This window comes from Priestia sp. FW507-14D1A, assembly GCF_058781295.1.
In genome coordinates this window covers 1-16,320 of the sequence record NZ_JBYSWQ010000018.1, presented here as the reverse complement: position 1 = coordinate 16,320, position 16,320 = coordinate 1, and the positions used below count along the sequence as shown (strand labels likewise).

Genomic DNA, 16,320 nt, shown 5'->3' with positions numbered 1-16,320 from the left:
TTCCTCTCCCTTACTTGATCAAATATATTTTAAGTAATTGCCTTCTTGTACACGAATTTGTTTATCTTTGATATTTACATCTGTTAATTGTACAAGGGACACATACTCATCCACTAAACGTTCTTCAATATCTTCTGATTCTACTAAAACTCCAATACCAGCAACAGTTGCATCGAACTCTTCAAGCAAGCTAACCATTCCATTTACAGTACCGCCAGCTTTCATGAAATCATCAATGATGAGTACATTTGACCCCACCGCTAAACTTCTTTTAGCTAACAGCATCGTTTGAATGCGCTTAGATGAACCCGATACGTAGTTAATACTAACGGTCGATCCTTCAGTTACTTTACTGTCTCTGCGCACAATAACAACGGGCACATCTAAATACTGAGCAACCGCATACGCAATAGGAATACCTTTTGTTGCTACAGTCATCACCACATCGATTTTGCGGTTAGCAAAAAGCGACGCATACAAGCGACCGATTTTATTCACAACGCGGGGGTTCCCTAAAATATCAGTTAAATATAAATATCCACCTGGCAATAAACGCTCAGGTTTTTCAATCAACCCACATAATTCTTGAACAAGCTGACCGGCTTCTTCATTCGTCATCTTTGGAATGAATTTAACTCCGCCGGCAGCCCCTGGTAGCGTAACCAAAGTTCCGATACCCTGCTGTTCAAAAGTTTGTTTAATAATCGCCATATCTTCACTAATAGATGATTTTGCTGAATCATATTTATCTGCAAAATACGTAAGAGGAATAAGGCGCTGAGGGTTTTGAATGAAATAGTTGGTCATATCAATTAATCGTCCACTACGTCGAAACTTCATAACATCCTCCTGAAAATCCGAATATTGTAATGTAAATATAACATTAACATACGGATTTATTCAAGCGTTATTCGTTCACCTAGTAGCCTAACTGCATAAACTTTATCACAAAAGCCACGTAATCCATTATAAATGCGGTGCATACGTGAATCATGCTGTACAAGTCCGAATACAGTTGGCCCACTGCCGCTCATGAGCACAGCATCGGCGCCAAAACGCTTTATTTGTTCTTTAATGAGAGCTACTTCCGGATGCATTTTCAGCGTTACTGCTTCCAATACATTTCCGACAAGGCTACACATTTCATCATAATTTCCTGATTGTATGGCGTGAACCATCTCATCTACTTTCGGATGATCCATCTCTTCAATTTTTAAGTTTCGATATACATCTGCTGTAGAAACACCTATTTCAGGCTTAGCCAAAATCACCCAGCAGCTTGGAGGTGCCTCAATATGCTCTACAATCTCTCCGCGCCCTGTAGCAAGAGCTGTCCCTCCGTACACGCAAAAAGATACGTCAGAGCCAATCTCAGCCCCTATTTCTGCAAGTGTGTCTAATGATAACCCTAATTCCCATAACGTATTTAAACCGCGTAATGTAGCAGCCGCGTCACTGCTGCCTCCAGCTAATCCGGCAGCTACTGGAATATGTTTATCAATTAATATATTTACACCTTTTGAAATGTTATAACGTCGCTTCAAAATCTGCGCTGCCTGATAAGCGAGATTTCGCTGGTCATCTGGAACAAAGCGATTATGAGAATAAATAACAATTCGTCCATCTTCACGGTCAGAAAGTTCAATTCTGTCCGCTAAATCAATTGTTGTCATAATCATCTTAACTTCATGGTAACCATCTGGACGTTTATGTAACACATCAAGTGACAAATTTATTTTAGCCGGTGCTTTCACCATTAATTTCAACTTACTTCACCTACTTCATCTTATCGAGTTTAACGCTATTTTATCATAAAATGAACAAGATATAGCTGTTCATTTAAACATCTTTGTTTAATCCTCTTTTTTATCTTTCATTTTGGGACAAAAAAACCGAAGCGGTTATACACTTCGGTTTTCCTCATTTCACTTTAAATAATCGTATAAGCATTGATTTTCACTATGCTATTGCTTTAGCTGCTGCTGTGCAAGCTCTACAGCTCGCTTCACCATATTGCCTGCGTCTTTTGCCCGAATAGCGCCCCAGCCTTCTGCTTGTACAGTATCGTAAAAACCAAGTTCTTTAGCCAGTTCTTCTTTCAGCTTCGATGACATAATCCCTCTACGCCTTGACATTGCACATGGCTCCTTTACGTATAAAATGAAATTTCAACCTGAATCTCCTCGCTCTTTTACATAAGAAACGCGAGGACGATATGTATAGTATGTATAAAAAATATTGCATATATAATTTGAAAAAAAGACCAATAAAAAAGCAGTAAACCAATGTCCACTGCTCATCACCACTTGCTATATTGCCTATGTCATTCTTAGAAAAATTTTAGTTGCACTGTTTCCGTTAACACATCTGCGTAACTATACGAAACGCGCTCCAAAGAGTTTTCCTCTTGATCTAATTCAACGATAAAAACAGATGGGTACGTTTCTGTTAATACACCTGAACGTTCTACTGTTTTTCTACGACCACCGTTTGCTTTTAAAGTTAATCGTTGGCCTAGGTGCAAATCCAGCGCTTGCTTAATATCAGACAAAGTTTTCGCCATATTGGTCCACCTCACTATGTATAGTGTAACACATGTTAGAAAAATAGTCAAAAACATAAAATTATAACAATCTATCTCTAATTGTGTCAATAAATAATTTTCAACATGAATCTACATTTCGCTGTTAGTATGCTCGTTTTTCAACGAAATATGTATATCTTTAGCAAATATTGAAAATGATTTTGTGTAATTAAGCGTATACTTTGGCTTCATACGAAAAAACAACTGGTTGCACATCATGCGTGTACATGCTGTAACCAGTTGTTTTTATTTCTACTCATCGCTTTCATAAGGCATGCCCGTGCGAAGCAGCCCTTTTGTTTCTACTCCTCCTAAACCTTTAGCACCCGTTAATGTATTACGTAAGACGTCCCATACATTAATACGATCCGTGAAAGGAGTAAAACTTAGTTTTGCTACTACATACACAGGGTCAAGAGCATGAATATTTACACGTGAAGGTGAACTAGCAAAGTTTGCTCCAGCTTGAATCAATAATTCAAAATGCGATTGACAGGCACCTGCAAAGATCACCAGCTGATCTAAATTACCAACTCTTTTTCTTGCTTCTTGGACTGTTTGAATATAGTGCTTGGAATGTCTATAAGCAAGGAGATCATCTTTATTTCCTTTTCCTTTGGAATAGGCATCATGACCTGTCAGCACTAGAATATCAGGTCTTACATCCTCAATTAGCTTTCCAACCTTCTCCGGCATTTCTGACTCAACGCAATGAACACCATAAACAGGAACACCAATTTTTTCGTAAACCAACAAACATTTACGTAAATAATTAGGGTCTCCGTCTACGTGCAGGACCTTTCCTGGAATTTGAAATAAGCGATGTGAATGGCTGTATCCATTTGTCATGCTATATTCAGTTTTCTCTCGAACGAGCCGATAATCCTGTTGAATAAGCTCCAAGGATCTTTCTAAAAGTTCTTCTTCTTGTTTTTTTCTTTGATCCTGTTCTTTAGCATCCACAACCTCTAGATCTGTACAAGGAGCGTCGGCAATCAACCGAACGTCTTCTCCTATTAAAGTCGCATATTTCCCCGCTTCGCTGTCATTAATAGCTATAACACGAAAAAGCAAATCTCTTTGATAAGAAGGTCGTGTAACTATATCACCAATTTTGATGTTCATATGCTTCACTCCGTCTTTGCTACTTCAAAAATAAATTCTCTTCATAGCCTATGACTTCATGATAAAAATGTGATAATTTAGCGAAATGATTTTAAAAGTTGATCACTTAACTTTCCAAATTCTTGAATAGATAACGTTTCGCCTCTTCGTTTCGGATCAATTTCAGCAGTTGAAAGTGCTTGCTCAATGTCCGCTTTTTTCTGCTTCCCATTTGGCAAGTTGTTCACTAGATTGTTTAAAATTGTTTTTCGACGCTGTCCGAAACTTGCTCGTACAACTTGAAAGAAGAATGCTTCATCTTGTACTTCTACCGCTGGCTTCGGTCTTCTTAACAATCGAATAACAGCTGAGTCTACATTAGGCTGCGGATTAAACACTGTTTTAGGCACAATCATAACCGTCTCAGCCTCTGTATAGTATTGAATCGCAATAGAAAGTGAACCGTACTCTTTTGTTCCCGGTTTAGCTGCTATACGGTCAGCAACTTCTTTTTGAAGCATAACGACGATTCCACGTACCGGAATTTGCTCTTCTAATAATTTCATCAAAATGGGTGTCGTCACATAATAGGGTAAATTCGCAACGACCATTAAATCTTCTATGTTTTCGAATTCTTGTTCGAGCGTCCCTTTTAAATCCGCTTTTAACACATCTTGATGAATAACTTTTGCATTTGGGTAAGGAGAAAGCGTATCAGCTAAAATCGGAAGCAGACGCTGATCGATTTCAAATGCTAGTACTTTTTTTGCGCGCTTTGCTAGCTGTTCAGTTAAGGCCCCGATACCAGGTCCAATTTCAATAGCTCCCGTTTCTTCTGTTATTTCCGCATGATCAACAATACGATGTAAAATGTTCGTATCAATTAAAAAATTTTGTCCCAAACTCTTTTTAAATGTAAAACCGTATTTCTTTAAAATTTCCTTGGTTCGATTAGGCGTTGCAATATCTTTTAACACGATCCCTTTTCCTCCTTATTTATCTGCTCAACAGCTCTGATAAAGTCCTCTTTTGAAATTTGGAACATCTGTAAGCGTTTATGGAGCTGCTTTCCGTTGGCATAGCCAATTTTTAATAACTTTCCTATTCTTTCACGTCGAGATTTGGCTTTACTATCTCCTATCAAACGAGCTACGATTAAATCCTCTTGAGAAATCTCCATAGCTGCCCCCATCCACTCTTGCTTCACATCTTTTAGTGCTTTTTGAATAGACGCAATAGAAGCATGTTCAACTCCAATGCCTTTGCCATTTTTAGGGCGAGCCTCTTCTTTATCTAAGAATGCATGTTTACATCCGGGAACACGTTCTGAAACAATATTTCGAATTCGCTGTCCCGGATAATCTGGATCTGTAAAAATAATCACGCCTCTTGTTTTTTGAGCTAATTTTACTTTCTCAATGGTTTCTTCATTTACAGCTGATCCATTTGTCTCGATGGTATCCGCATCCACTGCACGTTTAATCGCTACAGTGTCATCTCGGCCTTCTACTACAATAATTTCTTTAATCTTCATTGCTTCCTCCAAAACATTCAGTTTTGTTCATTTGCTTTTCAGTAAAAACGAAATGCTCGTTACGCACATCATTTTTCTTCTATGAAATCAACGTTTTATCTTATTATCAACTAAATTAAAAAGCATTTACCTGTTATTTTAACTGAAAAAGGCAGAGGATAACATTCTCCTCTGCGCCTATCTTTACTTTAACACGAAAATGATTGTTATATGAGAAAAAGTTTTAATCATTAATGCCAAATAGCTTTTTGGCGTTAGCTGTTGTAATATCAGCTAATTCTTCATACGTTATCCCTTTTAACTCTGCAATTTGCTCTGCTACGTATGAAACATAACCAGGTTCATTGCGCTTGCCGCGGAATGGATGAGGAGTTAGATAAGGACAGTCTGTTTCAATTAATAGTTTGTCTAAAGGAAGCTCTGTAGCAACTTCTTTTGGTTTTTTCGCATTTTTAAAAGTAACAGGTCCACCAAAAGAAATATACATATTCATATCCATACACTGCTTCGCTACTTCAATACTGCCCGTGAAGCAATGCATAATCCCGCCTACTTCTTCTACGTGCTCTTCTTTTAAAATGGTTACCACGTCTTCCGTTGCATCACGATTATGAATAATGATAGGTAAATTCACTTTGCGAGCTAAGCGAATTTGACGGCGAAATACGTCCTTTTGAACCTCTTTAGGTGATTTATCCCAATGGTAGTCTAATCCCATTTCCCCTAAAGCCACAACTTTCGGATGCTGAGCTAACTCTTCAATCCAAGCTAAGTGCTCATCTGTCATATCAATTGCATCTACTGGATGCCATCCTACACTAGCATAGATAAAGTCATACGTTTCAGCTATTTGAATAGCCTTTTTGATGGTAGGTTCATCGAATCCCACAACTACCATGTTTTGAACACCTTTTTCTAACGCACGATTAATTACTTCTTGCAAATCATCTTCATACTGTTCTGCGTTTAAATGAACATGTGTATCAAATAACATCTAATCGATCCTTTCCATGAATAAAAGGGGGTCCTCGCATGTTACACGTGAAACACCCCTTTTGCCTATACTTATTTTATCTTCGTGCCATTTGCTAAGTTTTGATCTACGCTTGCTAGTGAAAGACCATTCTCATCTTCACCCGCTAAAATCATTCCTTGTGATAGTTCACCGCGCAGTTTCACAGGTTTTAAGTTGGTTACACAAATTACTTTTCGACCTACTAATTCTTCAGGCTTATAAAACTTGGCAATACCTGATACAACCTGGCGTTTTTCATAGCCAAGATCAAGCTGAAGCTTTAATAGTTTATCTGCCTTTTTAACTGGTTCTACTTGCGTAACTTGCGCTACACGAAGCTCTACTTTCATGAAATCATCAATTGTAATCTCTTCAGAAGACTCTTCCTTCACAACAGGTTTTTCTTCTTTTGGAGTACTTCCTTGCATCTGCTCTTTAATAAACGCTACCTCTTCTTCTCGATCTAGACGAGGGAACATTGGCTCACCTTTTTCTACTTTTGTGCCTTCTTTAAGCATATTAAAACGCGTCGTACTTTCCCACGTTTTTAATACATCTTCTTTTACACCAATCTGAGCAAAAATTTTCTCAGGTGTACGTGTTAAGAATGGCTGCAGTAATACCGCAATGTGACGAATTGATTCAGCCAGATGTGTCATAACAGAAGCAAGTTCTGCACGCTTATTCTCATCTTTTGCTAACGCCCAAGGCTGCGTTTCATCAATGTATTTATTCGTGCGGCTTACATATTGCCAGATAGAAGCAAGAGCCACTGAAAACTCCATATCTTCCATCGCTTCTTCATATTTATTCACTGTATCTTTTTGAGCTTGGACGATAAGTGCATCAAACTCTGTTACATTGCCTTCATAAGTCGGAATAACACCATCAAAATATTTATTAATCATCGCCACTGTACGATTAACTAGGTTGCCAAGGTCATTTGCTAAGTCAAAGTTAATACGTTCAACAAACGCTTCTGGTGTGAATACACCGTCTGAACCGAATGGAACTTCACGAAGTAAGTAGTAACGAAGGGCATCTAGTCCATAGCGGTCAATCAATGTCACTGGGTCTACTACATTCCCTTTTGACTTCGACATCTTTCCATCTTTCATTAATAACCAGCCGTGAGCAAATACTTTCTTAGGAAGTGGCAAATCAAGTGCCATCAACATGATTGGCCAATAAATAGTATGGAAACGTACGATTTCTTTTCCTACTAAATGTACGTTGGCAGGCCAATATTTTCGATAGTTTTCATCGTTCTCTGTATCATACCCAAGAGAGGTGATATAGTTAGAAAGCGCATCAATCCATACGTAAATAACGTGTTTTGGGTTACCTGGAACTTTTACCCCCCAATCAAACGTCGTACGAGAAACAGCTAAGTCTTCAAGGCCAGGCTTAATAAAATTATTGATCATTTCGTTTTTACGGGACTCTGGTTGAATAAATGAAGGGTTTTCTTCATAAAAAGCTAGTAAACGATCTACGTATTTCCCCATTTTAAAGAAATAGGACTCTTCTCGAACGAGCTCTACAGGGTGTCCGCTATCCGGGCTTTTTCCGCCTACAACTTTTCCATTTTCAACGATTGGATCTACTAGTTGATGCTCTGTATAGTACGTCTCATCGGGAACTGAATACCAACCTTCATACTCATCAAGATAAATATCACCTTGTTCTAAAAGGCGCGCGAAAATCTTTTCCACGATTTCTTTATGTCTGGATTCTGTTGTACGGATAAAATCATCATACGAAATATCCATCTTATCCCACAGTTCTTTGATTCCAGATACAATATCATCTACGTATTGCTGAGGTGTCACGTTTTTCTCTTCTGCTTTTCGCTGAATTTTTTGACCATGTTCATCCGTACCTGTTAAATAACGTACGTCAAACCCTCTCAAACGTTTATAACGAGCCATTGCATCTCCCGCTACCGTCGTGTATGCATGCCCTATATGTAATTTACCACTCGGATAATAAATCGGCGTAGTAATATAAAATGTATTATTTCCATCTGCCATGTTCATAACCTCCAACATTCCATTTCAACATTTTGATTTATATGTATGTAATCATATAAACCCTGTCTTCTTATTCTACTATCTATCATACTATTTTACATGATAATTTCAAAACATTCTCTTCCTATATACACCGGAATATGACGGATTCACTTCATTTTTAAATAATCGTTATTTTTCCAAAAAATAATCCTGTTAATTGTATCAGCTTCGCCCTATTTTTATATAAAATATACCCTCATTCAAAAAGTCACTTTGATGAAAACGACAAATAGGTCTAATTTTGTCGTTTTATGTCGAATTATATTTACCCTATCTTCAAAATAGTTAATATCAAGCTATTTAGACGATTAATCTTTTTTCCAATGAAACCCCTTGTCATTCCTTGACTGACGGTCACAATTAGCTTGTAAACAAGTCGAGAAAAAAATTTTTTACCAGCTACATTTTTTTACATATAAAATGATTGACTAGTTTTGGAAACGCTGGTATTATGAAAGTACGTTGAAATTGTCGAATAATGACGAAAGTAATAACATAGAAAAATGATTACTGAGAGGAGAACGATTAACATGAAATCTACAGGTATTGTTCGTAAAGTTGATGAATTAGGACGCGTAGTAATTCCAATTGAATTACGTCGTACATTAGGAATTGCAGAGAAAGATGCTCTAGAAATCTATGTAGATGAAGAGCGCATCATCTTAAAAAAATACAAACCAAACATGACTTGCCAAGTAACAGGTGAAGTATCTGATGATAACATTCAACTTGCTAGCGGCAAATTAATTCTAAGCCGTGAAGGTGCAGAACAAATCATGAAAGAACTTCAAGATTCTTTACAAGCTTCTAAATAAAACGAAAAGCTGTCTATGATAGACAGCTTTTTTTAATGTACGTGATATTCACTATAAATGTCTCGCTTTGACACATCTCGGTCTTTTGCCACTTGCTTAATAGCTTCTTTGTTTGAAAGCCCTTCTTCTACATAGTGATCAACATGCTCGATAATAGTGAGCTGTTCCCACCATAGATTACTTTCATCTGGTGCTTCTTCATTTGTCCCTTCAAGAATTAAGCAGAATTCGCCTCTAATATCTGTGGCATTTGTCCATTCAATTGCTTCTAATACGCTTCCTCTTAAAAATTCTTCATAGCGTTTTGTTAACTCTCTACATAACACAATAGATCGGTTCCCTAAAATTTCTTCTATACTCTTTAGCGTTTCTTTTAATCGATGAGGGGCTTCATAAAATATCATGCTTTCCTTAATATACTGAAGCTCTTGAAGCTGTTCTTTACGCTGTTTTTTATTTCTGTTTAAAAATCCATAAAAATAAAACTGCCCCGTAGGTAGTCCCGAAGCAATTAAAGCTGTTAATGCTGCGTTAGGCCCCGGCAGCGGAACAACCGTATATCCTTCTTTAACGGCAGCTACCACTAACTCATAACCAGGATCTGAAATACAAGGCATGCCCGCGTCGCTTACTAAAGCAATATTTTTTTCACCATCTAAGTCGCTTAACAGCTGTTCACTTTTTGTATGTTTATTATGTTCATGATAACTTGTAATAGGCGTATCAATCTCAAAGTGGTTACATAGTTTTTTCGTTTGTCTCGTATCTTCTGCGGCAATATAATCAACTTCTTTTAAAATTCGAATCGCACGAAACGTCATATCCTCTAAGTTTCCAATAGGAGTGGGAACTAAATATAAAACGCCTCGTTCATTCGATACATCATAACTTTTTTGTGATTTCATTCTGCTTTTCTTGCTCCCTTCGAATGTAAGCCTGTTTTTGCACTCTGCTTAACTGTTTGAACCAATATTCTTTTTGCATAGCTTCTGTTTTAGAAGTAAATACCTCATGCCAAATTAATGAAACAGGCCTTCTTGCTCTCGTATATTTTGCCCCTTTTCCTTCATTATGGACAGAAATACGTTTTTGCAAATTATTCGTGTAACCAGCATAATACGTACAGTCCTTGCATTCCACTACGTAAAAATAATGATTATTTTGTTCCATATAAAATCCTTTTTAATTCGTCCGTGTATTCATCATTATCTTGGTAGACCACCAGCGGAGGAAGAATCTTTAAGTCTGGACTTCCATCCTTCGTACCTTCAATTAAAAGTGTATTTGCTTCTTTCCCATCTTTAGGATACACAAACTGAAGTCTCTTTGGCTCTAAACGGTACTGCCTCATTAACGTAACGATATCTAACAGTCTTCCTGGACGGTGAACTAATGCCACTTTTCCGCCTTGCTTCACTAGTTGACTGCTGGCTCTAATCACATCTTCCAACGAACAATGAATTTCGTGGCGAGCGATTGCAAAGTGTTCGTTTTCATTTATCTCTTCTTTATTGGATGTGGTGAAATAAGGAGGATTACATGTTACAACATCATATTTTCCATAACCCAGTTCTTGAGGCGCATTTTTTAAATCATCATGTATCATTTTAATCTGCCCATCGAGCTGATTATACGCAATACTTCTTTGCGCCATACTATGTAGCCGCTCTTGAATTTCTACACCAATAATTTTTCCCTTTGTTCGTTTAGATAAAAACAGTGGGATTACACCGTTTCCTGAACATAAATCAACCAAGTTACCTTTACGAATTGGGACATAAGCAAAGTGAGATAAAAGCACAGCATCCAATGAAAAGGAAAAGACAGACGGACTTTGAATAATGCGCATCTCCTCATCGGCTAATAGATAATCTAAACGTTCATCTCCATATAACTCAACCATAGTCGTTCTTCTCCTTGTACATCTATTATTTACATCTTTTACTCATAAAAAGAACCTCTCCAAAAGGGAGAGGTGTTGTTACTTTTTATTTAAAAATGACAAGCAAAACAAACAGTCTCCATCTTTACGCACACTTCCATAATGAATGTTACAAATATGAAAACCCTCTTGGTAAAGGCGAGCCAAATTGTCATATCCTTCTCCGATATCAATTTGTTTTTGCTCTTTTGTTTGAGCGCTTGCTTTTGAATGTCTATTTTTCAGCTTCGTTTCGAAGTTTGTCTGGTCAAGGCGACGGCGCAAATGATCATTTTCTATTTGCAGGTGATGATTTTCTTCAATTAGCTCAGCAAGATGCTCTTTCAACTCACCTAACTGCTTATATAAATGACCAATTTGTTCCTCCATGTTTGTCACCGAATCAAAAATCTCTTTTTTATCCACCTTTGCCCACCTCGTTAATCTGTGGCTTGAAACGAAACAGCACCTTCATTATTGATCTCATCCAGAGTATACTCTAAAATTTGTTCGTGATCTGACAGTTCCACTTGAATAATTCTTTCCAAAATATTCAAACCCACTACACGTCCTGAACCATCTGAAGTTTTAATTGTTGAGCCTATATCAGGAAGCTGTTCTTTTGCCGTTTCATACTCATCATTTTCATATTTTAAACAACACATCAAACGTCCGCATAAACCAGAAATTTTCGTTGGATTAAGCGATAGGTTTTGGTCTTTGGCCATCTTAATAGAAACCGGCTCAAAATCACCTAAAAACGTTGAGCAACATAGCATACGGCCACAAGGACCTATCCCGCCCAACAGTTTTGCCTCGTCTCGTACACCGATTTGACGAAGCTCAATTCGCGTACGGAAAATAGCAGCTAAATCTTTAACTAACTCTCTAAAATCAATACGGCCGTCTGCTGTAAAATAAAAAATGACTTTATTACGATCAAACGTATATTCTACATCTACTAACTTCATATCTAAATCGTGTGATTGAATTTTTTGCACGCATACGTCATACGCTTCTCTAGCAGCTTGTTTATTTTCATCCACAATCAGCCTGTCTTTTTGTTCGGCAATGCGGATTACTTTTTTCAAAGGAAGTACGACATCGTTTTCACTTACTTGCTTTTTATTAATAACCACTCTGCCAAATTCAACACCACGAACTGTTTCTACAATAACAAACTCACCATCTGGAATTGTAAGTTCTCCAGGGTCAAAATAATATATTTTTCCCGCTTTTTTAAAGCGAACGCCTACTACATCATACAAGCTTTTATCCCTCCTGCAAATCCAACACCAGCTGTTCCATTAATAACTGTAGATTCATATTTGAATTTAATTTATTTTTGGCCTTCAAGATAACCTCTAAGCGATAAATCGCTTTTTCCTGCGTTGTCTGAAGAGCTTGCTGTTTTAATTCTTCTATTTTATGACGATAGACGATTTTAGACTCTTGTCCAACTTGCAGCGTCAACAAATCACGATAAAGAAGCATCAATAAAGTTAAACCAATATGTGCTTGTTCTTTTTCTTTAAAATGTGTTACCCACTTTTCATGAATAAAAAGAAGAGCTTGTTGAGGTCTCGTTGTTAACACTTCATATAATTGTATCACTAACTTTATTGCAAGTCCAAACCATTCATCTTTACTTAATTCAATTGCTTCATCAATGCTGTTTGTTAAATTAGACAAGATGGACGCATCTACTGCGGAAAGGCCATTTTCTACTAGTTTTTCAGCTAACTGTTCTGGTGTAAGAGATCGAAATGATATTACTTGGCAACGTGAGATAATCGTATCTAATAAGCGCTGTATATTTTCTGTCAATAAAACTGCATAAGTTCCGTTGCCAGGCTCTTCTAAAAATTTCAGTAAACTATTTGCTGCGCTTACTGTCATTTTATCAACATGATTCACAATATATAACTTTTTATTAGATTCAACACCGGTTTTTGTGAATTCTGATTGCAAAAATTGAATTTGCTCTTTTTTAATCGATAAACCAGCTGGCTCAATCAAGTGAATATCTGGATGATTACCTGAATCAATTCGCCGGCAGTTACTGCACTCATGGCATGGCCTATGATTAACTGGATTTTGGCAAAACAGCGCTTTAGCAAACAAAAAACTAATTTGTTTTTTACCTGTTCCTTTGCTTCCTTCAAATAAATAAGCATGAGCAACTCGCTCTTTAAGTAAGCTGTTTTGTAAAATCTTTAATACGTTCGGCTGAAGAGCTTCAAGCTGTTCCCATGTATTTCCCATTCAATCATCACTTTCTATTTAAAATCTTCTCTCTTAAAATTGATGAAATTGATCTACTGGTAGTACGAATACTGTAGCTCCGCCCACTTCAACTTCAACAGGATACGGAATGTATGAATCTGCATTACCGCCCATCGGTGCCACAGGAGAAATCATCTGTCTGCGGTTTTCACATTGGCCCTTAATAATATCAAGTACTTCATCTACTTTATGATCATCTGTACCAATCATAATTGTTGTATTTCCTGATTTTAAAAATCCGCCCGTACTTGATAATTTGGTTGAACGAAACCCTCTTTCTACAAGTGCATTTAAAAGCTTTGAGCTATCTGAATCTTGAATAACGGCCATTACTAATTTCATGAATAACACCTCATTTTACTTTTTTGTTAAGAATAGTATAGCAAGAATAACGATCATCTGTATTTATTTTAAAATCAATTTTATTTGTTTATAAGCTTCTTCACAGACTTTTTCAACGGATTGATTTGCATCAATTCGTCGAATACGCTCTGGAAATTCACTCAAAAGAGATAAATATCCATCTCGTACTTTGTAATGAAAGTCTAAGGATTCTAAATCTAATCGATTAATCTCATCTTTTCGACCTTTATTAATTCTTTCTAACCCGACCTCAGGCTCAATATCAAAATATAAAGTGGCCTGTGGCATCGTTTGCTCAATAGCAAATTGATTGATAGCAAAAATATCTTCTACGCCTATACCCCGCGCATTTCCTTGATAAGCAAGTGAGCTATCAATAAAACGGTCGCATAATACTATATTCCCTTTATTTAGCTCAGGAATCACTTTTTCTACAAGATGTTGTCTTCTAGCCGCAGCATAAAGAAGTGCTTCGGTTCTGGCATCCATTTCCGTATTAGATGGATTTAAGATGATTTCACGAATTTGTTCAGCAATTCGTATGCCTCCAGGCTCTCTTGTTAATACAATATTATAGCCCTCTTGTATTAATTTTTGTTGAACCATATGGATGATCGTCGTCTTACCAGCACCTTCTGGCCCTTCGAATGTAATAAACGTTCCTGACATGTATAAATTCCTTTCTCTATTTAAATACTTCTATCTTTCCTTCTTCCATACAAGAGCCGCCCTGAATATGACCATTTAACCTTTGAATATGCAAAATATAGTCAATATGATTGCTCGTAATCGTTTCTCCCTCCATTAAAATAGGAATTCCAGGAGGATATGGAATAACAGATTGTGCACTTACACGCCCAATCGCTTCTTCAAACGAACACATATGCTTTGATCTTAGTTTTCTTTCTTCCATAGGCAGGAGAACCGTTGCTCTTGAAAAACGAAATGGTTTGATTAGTGGTTTTTCATATGACTTACGCTGTATATTCTCTACTGCTTGTCTAACCCGCTTAATTGTATCATTAAAATCCCATCTACTGCTTAAAGGTAGAACAAACAATACGTAGTTAACGTCAGCTAGTTCTGTATAAATATCTTGCTTTTCCAGTTCCTTTTGCAAATGATATCCTGTTGCAGCCGAACAAGTCAACGTCATTTTCAAAAGGTCGGTAACAGTTTGATCTGTTTCCACATCAATAGTTGAAAGTGTATCAATCTCATTAATCTTTTCAACAAACGAATGAATATTGTCAGTCATTCTATCAATATCATGCTGAGTAAACTGCTGCAGATAATACCTTGCTAAATCGAGAGAAGCCATAATAGGGTATGAGGGACTGCTTGACTGCAGTACTTGTAGGTAATGCCGAACGCTTTGCTTATTTATCAACGTCCCCTGCATATGTAAATAAGAACCCATAGTCATAGCTGGCAGCGTTTTATGTGCTGACTGAACAACAAGATCCGCTCCATACGTAACAGCTGACGACGGAAAAGGATTACCTAAAATAAAGTGGGCTCCATGAGCTTCATCAATAATTATAGGAATATTGTAGCCATGAATAAAATCAATGATCTCCTTTAAATCTCGCGCTACCCCGTAGTAAGTAGGATTTGTTAATACAAATGCTTTTATATCCTGAGAACCCTCTAAAGCTGCTTTAATTGTTTTAATGGATACACCTGTACTAAGATGTGTTTTTGAATCTATTTCAGGAGCTAAAAAAATAGGTGATGCCTTTGATAAAGCAATAGCATTAAAAATAGATTTATGAGAATCTCTTTGAACAGCAATTTTATCTCCTTCTTGACAAAGAGAGAAAATCGCGGCGAGATTGCCTACAGTAGAACCATTAACTAAAAAAAAGCTTTCATCTACTCCATACAACTTTGCCGTTAACTCTTGTGCTTCTTTAATAACAGATTCTGCTTCATGTAAATCATCTAATCCGCTAATTTCTGTTAGATCGTATTGCAAAAAGTCTGCGTAAGAAGACTGAATATGTGAAGGTAGAATTTGACCATTTTTGTGGCCGGGCACGTGATAAGAGAGTGACCTCTTTTCGCTGTGCCTTACTAAACGGTTATATAAAGGTAAATATGTGTCCATACATCCATTCCTTACTTTTTGTAAATATAACATTGTTAACTTGATAAAAGAATATGTAAGTATTTTTCCTATCAAAATTGATTTTTCTTTCATTATAACAAACTTAGTTGATTTTTTTGAGCCATATAAAGAAGCCCTTATAAAAAAGGGCTTTTAGTAAGAAAACGCTCCTGATATTCTCTTTAATTGATCTACTAACAATTGATAACGAAAATGAGATGAATCCACCTCTACAATCTCTATCTCGCAGTGTTGGCATATAAAGCTGGAAAACACCTCAATACCCTTTGTATTCTGTTCATGACAAACGGAACATGTTTTAATTTGTTTTTCCATTACTCTCCACCTCCACTAATTAAGTATCGACAAGATGTAACGTCTTTATGCAGTTCATTTACCCCATTTTATGTAGATAGCTTATACTCTGTGAATAATAAAAAAAGGACTAGCTAAAATAGCTAGTCCTTTTTCAGGTGCCTGGCAACGTCCTACTCTCACAGGGACAAAGTCCCA

20 protein-coding genes are annotated in these 16,320 nt (G+C 36.9%); 1 reads left to right on the top strand and 19 read right to left on the bottom strand.

Features of this window, described 5'->3' with window-relative positions:
- Positions 1 to 18: 18 nt before the first annotated feature.
- The 9 genes from purR to metG form a co-directional block, all read right to left on the bottom strand.
- A complete protein-coding gene (gene purR, locus AC3WJG_RS26095; protein WP_013054862.1) occupies positions 19 to 840 on the bottom strand; it encodes a pur operon repressor in 822 nt (273 codons plus the stop codon).
- Between the two features lie 56 nt (positions 841 to 896).
- Positions 897 to 1,766, bottom strand: a complete 870-nt coding sequence (ispE, locus tag AC3WJG_RS26090) for a 4-(cytidine 5'-diphospho)-2-C-methyl-D-erythritol kinase (RefSeq protein ID WP_025753156.1) — start codon at positions 1,764 to 1,766, stop codon at positions 897 to 899.
- A 198-nt stretch (positions 1,767 to 1,964) separates the two neighbouring features.
- The gene (locus tag AC3WJG_RS26085; protein ID WP_013054860.1) at positions 1,965 to 2,135 is read right to left on the bottom strand and encodes a small, acid-soluble spore protein, alpha/beta type; all 171 of its coding nucleotides are present in this window, start codon (positions 2,133 to 2,135) and stop codon (positions 1,965 to 1,967) included.
- Between the two features lie 194 nt (positions 2,136 to 2,329).
- On the bottom strand, positions 2,330 to 2,563 hold the full coding sequence (gene veg / locus AC3WJG_RS26080) for a biofilm formation stimulator Veg (protein WP_013054859.1): 234 nt from the start codon (positions 2,561 to 2,563) through the stop codon (positions 2,330 to 2,332).
- Positions 2,564 to 2,836: 273 nt separating this feature from the next.
- On the bottom strand, positions 2,837 to 3,709 hold the full coding sequence (yabG, locus tag AC3WJG_RS26075; RefSeq protein WP_025601509.1) for a sporulation peptidase YabG: 873 nt from the start codon (positions 3,707 to 3,709) through the stop codon (positions 2,837 to 2,839).
- A gap of 77 nt (positions 3,710 to 3,786) precedes the next feature.
- The gene (rsmA, locus tag AC3WJG_RS26070; RefSeq protein ID WP_028410352.1) at positions 3,787 to 4,665 is read right to left on the bottom strand and encodes a 16S rRNA (adenine(1518)-N(6)/adenine(1519)-N(6))-dimethyltransferase RsmA; all 879 of its coding nucleotides are present in this window, start codon (positions 4,663 to 4,665) and stop codon (positions 3,787 to 3,789) included.
- The gene (rnmV, locus tag AC3WJG_RS26065; RefSeq protein WP_013081337.1) at positions 4,659 to 5,222 is read right to left on the bottom strand and encodes a ribonuclease M5; all 564 of its coding nucleotides are present in this window, start codon (positions 5,220 to 5,222) and stop codon (positions 4,659 to 4,661) included. The genes rsmA and rnmV overlap by 7 nt, the downstream gene beginning before the upstream one ends.
- Before the next feature lie 223 nt (positions 5,223 to 5,445).
- Positions 5,446 to 6,216 carry a TatD family hydrolase gene (locus AC3WJG_RS26060; RefSeq protein ID WP_025753152.1) on the bottom strand — a complete coding sequence of 257 codons (771 nt, stop codon included), beginning with the start codon at positions 6,214 to 6,216 and terminating at the stop codon, positions 5,446 to 5,448.
- Between the two features lie 71 nt (positions 6,217 to 6,287).
- Positions 6,288 to 8,270, bottom strand: coding sequence for a methionine--tRNA ligase (gene metG / locus AC3WJG_RS26055; protein WP_337134645.1), 1,983 nt, complete (start codon positions 8,268 to 8,270; stop codon positions 6,288 to 6,290).
- 566 nt (positions 8,271 to 8,836) lie between these two features.
- Here metG and abrB point away from each other — a divergent pair.
- A complete protein-coding gene (gene abrB / locus AC3WJG_RS26050) occupies positions 8,837 to 9,127 on the top strand; it encodes a transition state genes transcriptional regulator AbrB (protein WP_170836841.1) in 291 nt (96 codons plus the stop codon).
- Positions 9,128 to 9,159: 32 nt separating this feature from the next.
- On the opposite strand, the gene rsmI is transcribed toward abrB, so the two are convergent.
- From rsmI to AC3WJG_RS26000, 10 genes are all read right to left on the bottom strand, one after another.
- Positions 9,160 to 10,032: a 16S rRNA (cytidine(1402)-2'-O)-methyltransferase gene (rsmI, locus tag AC3WJG_RS26045; protein ID WP_028410355.1), complete on the bottom strand. Its 873-nt coding sequence runs from the start codon at positions 10,030 to 10,032 to the stop codon at positions 9,160 to 9,162.
- Complete coding sequence (locus AC3WJG_RS26040; protein ID WP_013054850.1) at positions 10,010 to 10,297, bottom strand: GIY-YIG nuclease family protein; 288 nt, start codon at positions 10,295 to 10,297, stop codon at positions 10,010 to 10,012. The genes rsmI and AC3WJG_RS26040 overlap by 23 nt, the downstream gene beginning before the upstream one ends.
- On the bottom strand, positions 10,284 to 11,030 hold the full coding sequence (locus AC3WJG_RS26035) for a tRNA1(Val) (adenine(37)-N6)-methyltransferase (RefSeq protein ID WP_028410356.1): 747 nt from the start codon (positions 11,028 to 11,030) through the stop codon (positions 10,284 to 10,286). The genes AC3WJG_RS26040 and AC3WJG_RS26035 overlap by 14 nt, the downstream gene beginning before the upstream one ends.
- Positions 11,031 to 11,108: 78 nt before the next feature.
- Positions 11,109 to 11,474: a DNA replication initiation control protein YabA gene (yabA, locus tag AC3WJG_RS26030; protein WP_013054848.1), complete on the bottom strand. Its 366-nt coding sequence runs from the start codon at positions 11,472 to 11,474 to the stop codon at positions 11,109 to 11,111.
- 14 nt (positions 11,475 to 11,488) lie between these two features.
- Positions 11,489 to 12,316 carry a PSP1 domain-containing protein gene (locus AC3WJG_RS26025; protein ID WP_028410357.1) on the bottom strand — a complete coding sequence of 276 codons (828 nt, stop codon included), beginning with the start codon at positions 12,314 to 12,316 and terminating at the stop codon, positions 11,489 to 11,491.
- A 4-nt stretch (positions 12,317 to 12,320) separates the two neighbouring features.
- The gene (holB, locus tag AC3WJG_RS26020; protein WP_025753146.1) at positions 12,321 to 13,313 is read right to left on the bottom strand and encodes a DNA polymerase III subunit delta'; all 993 of its coding nucleotides are present in this window, start codon (positions 13,311 to 13,313) and stop codon (positions 12,321 to 12,323) included.
- Positions 13,314 to 13,346: 33 nt separating this feature from the next.
- The gene (gene darA, locus AC3WJG_RS26015) at positions 13,347 to 13,676 is read right to left on the bottom strand and encodes a cyclic di-AMP receptor DarA (protein WP_013054845.1); all 330 of its coding nucleotides are present in this window, start codon (positions 13,674 to 13,676) and stop codon (positions 13,347 to 13,349) included.
- Positions 13,677 to 13,739: 63 nt separating this feature from the next.
- Positions 13,740 to 14,366, bottom strand: a complete 627-nt coding sequence (gene tmk / locus AC3WJG_RS26010; RefSeq protein ID WP_013081331.1) for a dTMP kinase — start codon at positions 14,364 to 14,366, stop codon at positions 13,740 to 13,742.
- 16 nt (positions 14,367 to 14,382) lie between these two features.
- On the bottom strand, positions 14,383 to 15,807 hold the full coding sequence (locus AC3WJG_RS26005; protein WP_060744943.1) for an aminotransferase class I/II-fold pyridoxal phosphate-dependent enzyme: 1,425 nt from the start codon (positions 15,805 to 15,807) through the stop codon (positions 14,383 to 14,385).
- A gap of 153 nt (positions 15,808 to 15,960) precedes the next feature.
- A complete protein-coding gene (locus AC3WJG_RS26000; protein WP_028410359.1) occupies positions 15,961 to 16,143 on the bottom strand; it encodes a sigma factor G inhibitor Gin in 183 nt (60 codons plus the stop codon).
- Between the last annotated feature and the right edge of the window lie 177 nt (positions 16,144 to 16,320).

What these genes read in the sequence shown, in the direction of transcription:
- purR (WP_013054862.1), bottom strand. Translation starts at nt 840, where the DNA reads ATGAAGTTTCGACGTAGTGGACGATTAATTGATATGACCAACTATTTC.
- AC3WJG_RS26085 (WP_013054860.1), bottom strand. Translation starts at nt 2,135, where the DNA reads ATGTCAAGGCGTAGAGGGATTATGTCATCGAAGCTGAAAGAAGAACTG.
- veg (WP_013054859.1), bottom strand. Translation starts at nt 2,563, where the DNA reads ATGGCGAAAACTTTGTCTGATATTAAGCAAGCGCTGGATTTGCACCTA.
- yabG (WP_025601509.1), bottom strand. Translation starts at nt 3,709, where the DNA reads ATGAACATCAAAATTGGTGATATAGTTACACGACCTTCTTATCAAAGA.
- rnmV (WP_013081337.1), bottom strand. Translation starts at nt 5,222, where the DNA reads ATGAAGATTAAAGAAATTATTGTAGTAGAAGGCCGAGATGACACTGTA.
- AC3WJG_RS26060 (WP_025753152.1), bottom strand. Translation starts at nt 6,216, where the DNA reads ATGTTATTTGATACACATGTTCATTTAAACGCAGAACAGTATGAAGAT.
- metG (WP_337134645.1), bottom strand. Translation starts at nt 8,270, where the DNA reads ATGGCAGATGGAAATAATACATTTTATATTACTACGCCGATTTATTAT.
- rsmI (WP_028410355.1), bottom strand. Translation starts at nt 10,032, where the DNA reads ATGAAATCACAAAAAAGTTATGATGTATCGAATGAACGAGGCGTTTTA.
- AC3WJG_RS26040 (WP_013054850.1), bottom strand. Translation starts at nt 10,297, where the DNA reads ATGGAACAAAATAATCATTATTTTTACGTAGTGGAATGCAAGGACTGT.
- AC3WJG_RS26035 (WP_028410356.1), bottom strand. Translation starts at nt 11,030, where the DNA reads ATGGTTGAGTTATATGGAGATGAACGTTTAGATTATCTATTAGCCGAT.
- holB (WP_025753146.1), bottom strand. Translation starts at nt 13,313, where the DNA reads ATGGGAAATACATGGGAACAGCTTGAAGCTCTTCAGCCGAACGTATTA.
- darA (WP_013054845.1), bottom strand. Translation starts at nt 13,676, where the DNA reads ATGAAATTAGTAATGGCCGTTATTCAAGATTCAGATAGCTCAAAGCTT.
- tmk (WP_013081331.1), bottom strand. Translation starts at nt 14,366, where the DNA reads ATGTCAGGAACGTTTATTACATTCGAAGGGCCAGAAGGTGCTGGTAAG.
- AC3WJG_RS26005 (WP_060744943.1), bottom strand. Translation starts at nt 15,807, where the DNA reads ATGGACACATATTTACCTTTATATAACCGTTTAGTAAGGCACAGCGAA.
- AC3WJG_RS26000 (WP_028410359.1), bottom strand. Translation starts at nt 16,143, where the DNA reads ATGGAAAAACAAATTAAAACATGTTCCGTTTGTCATGAACAGAATACA.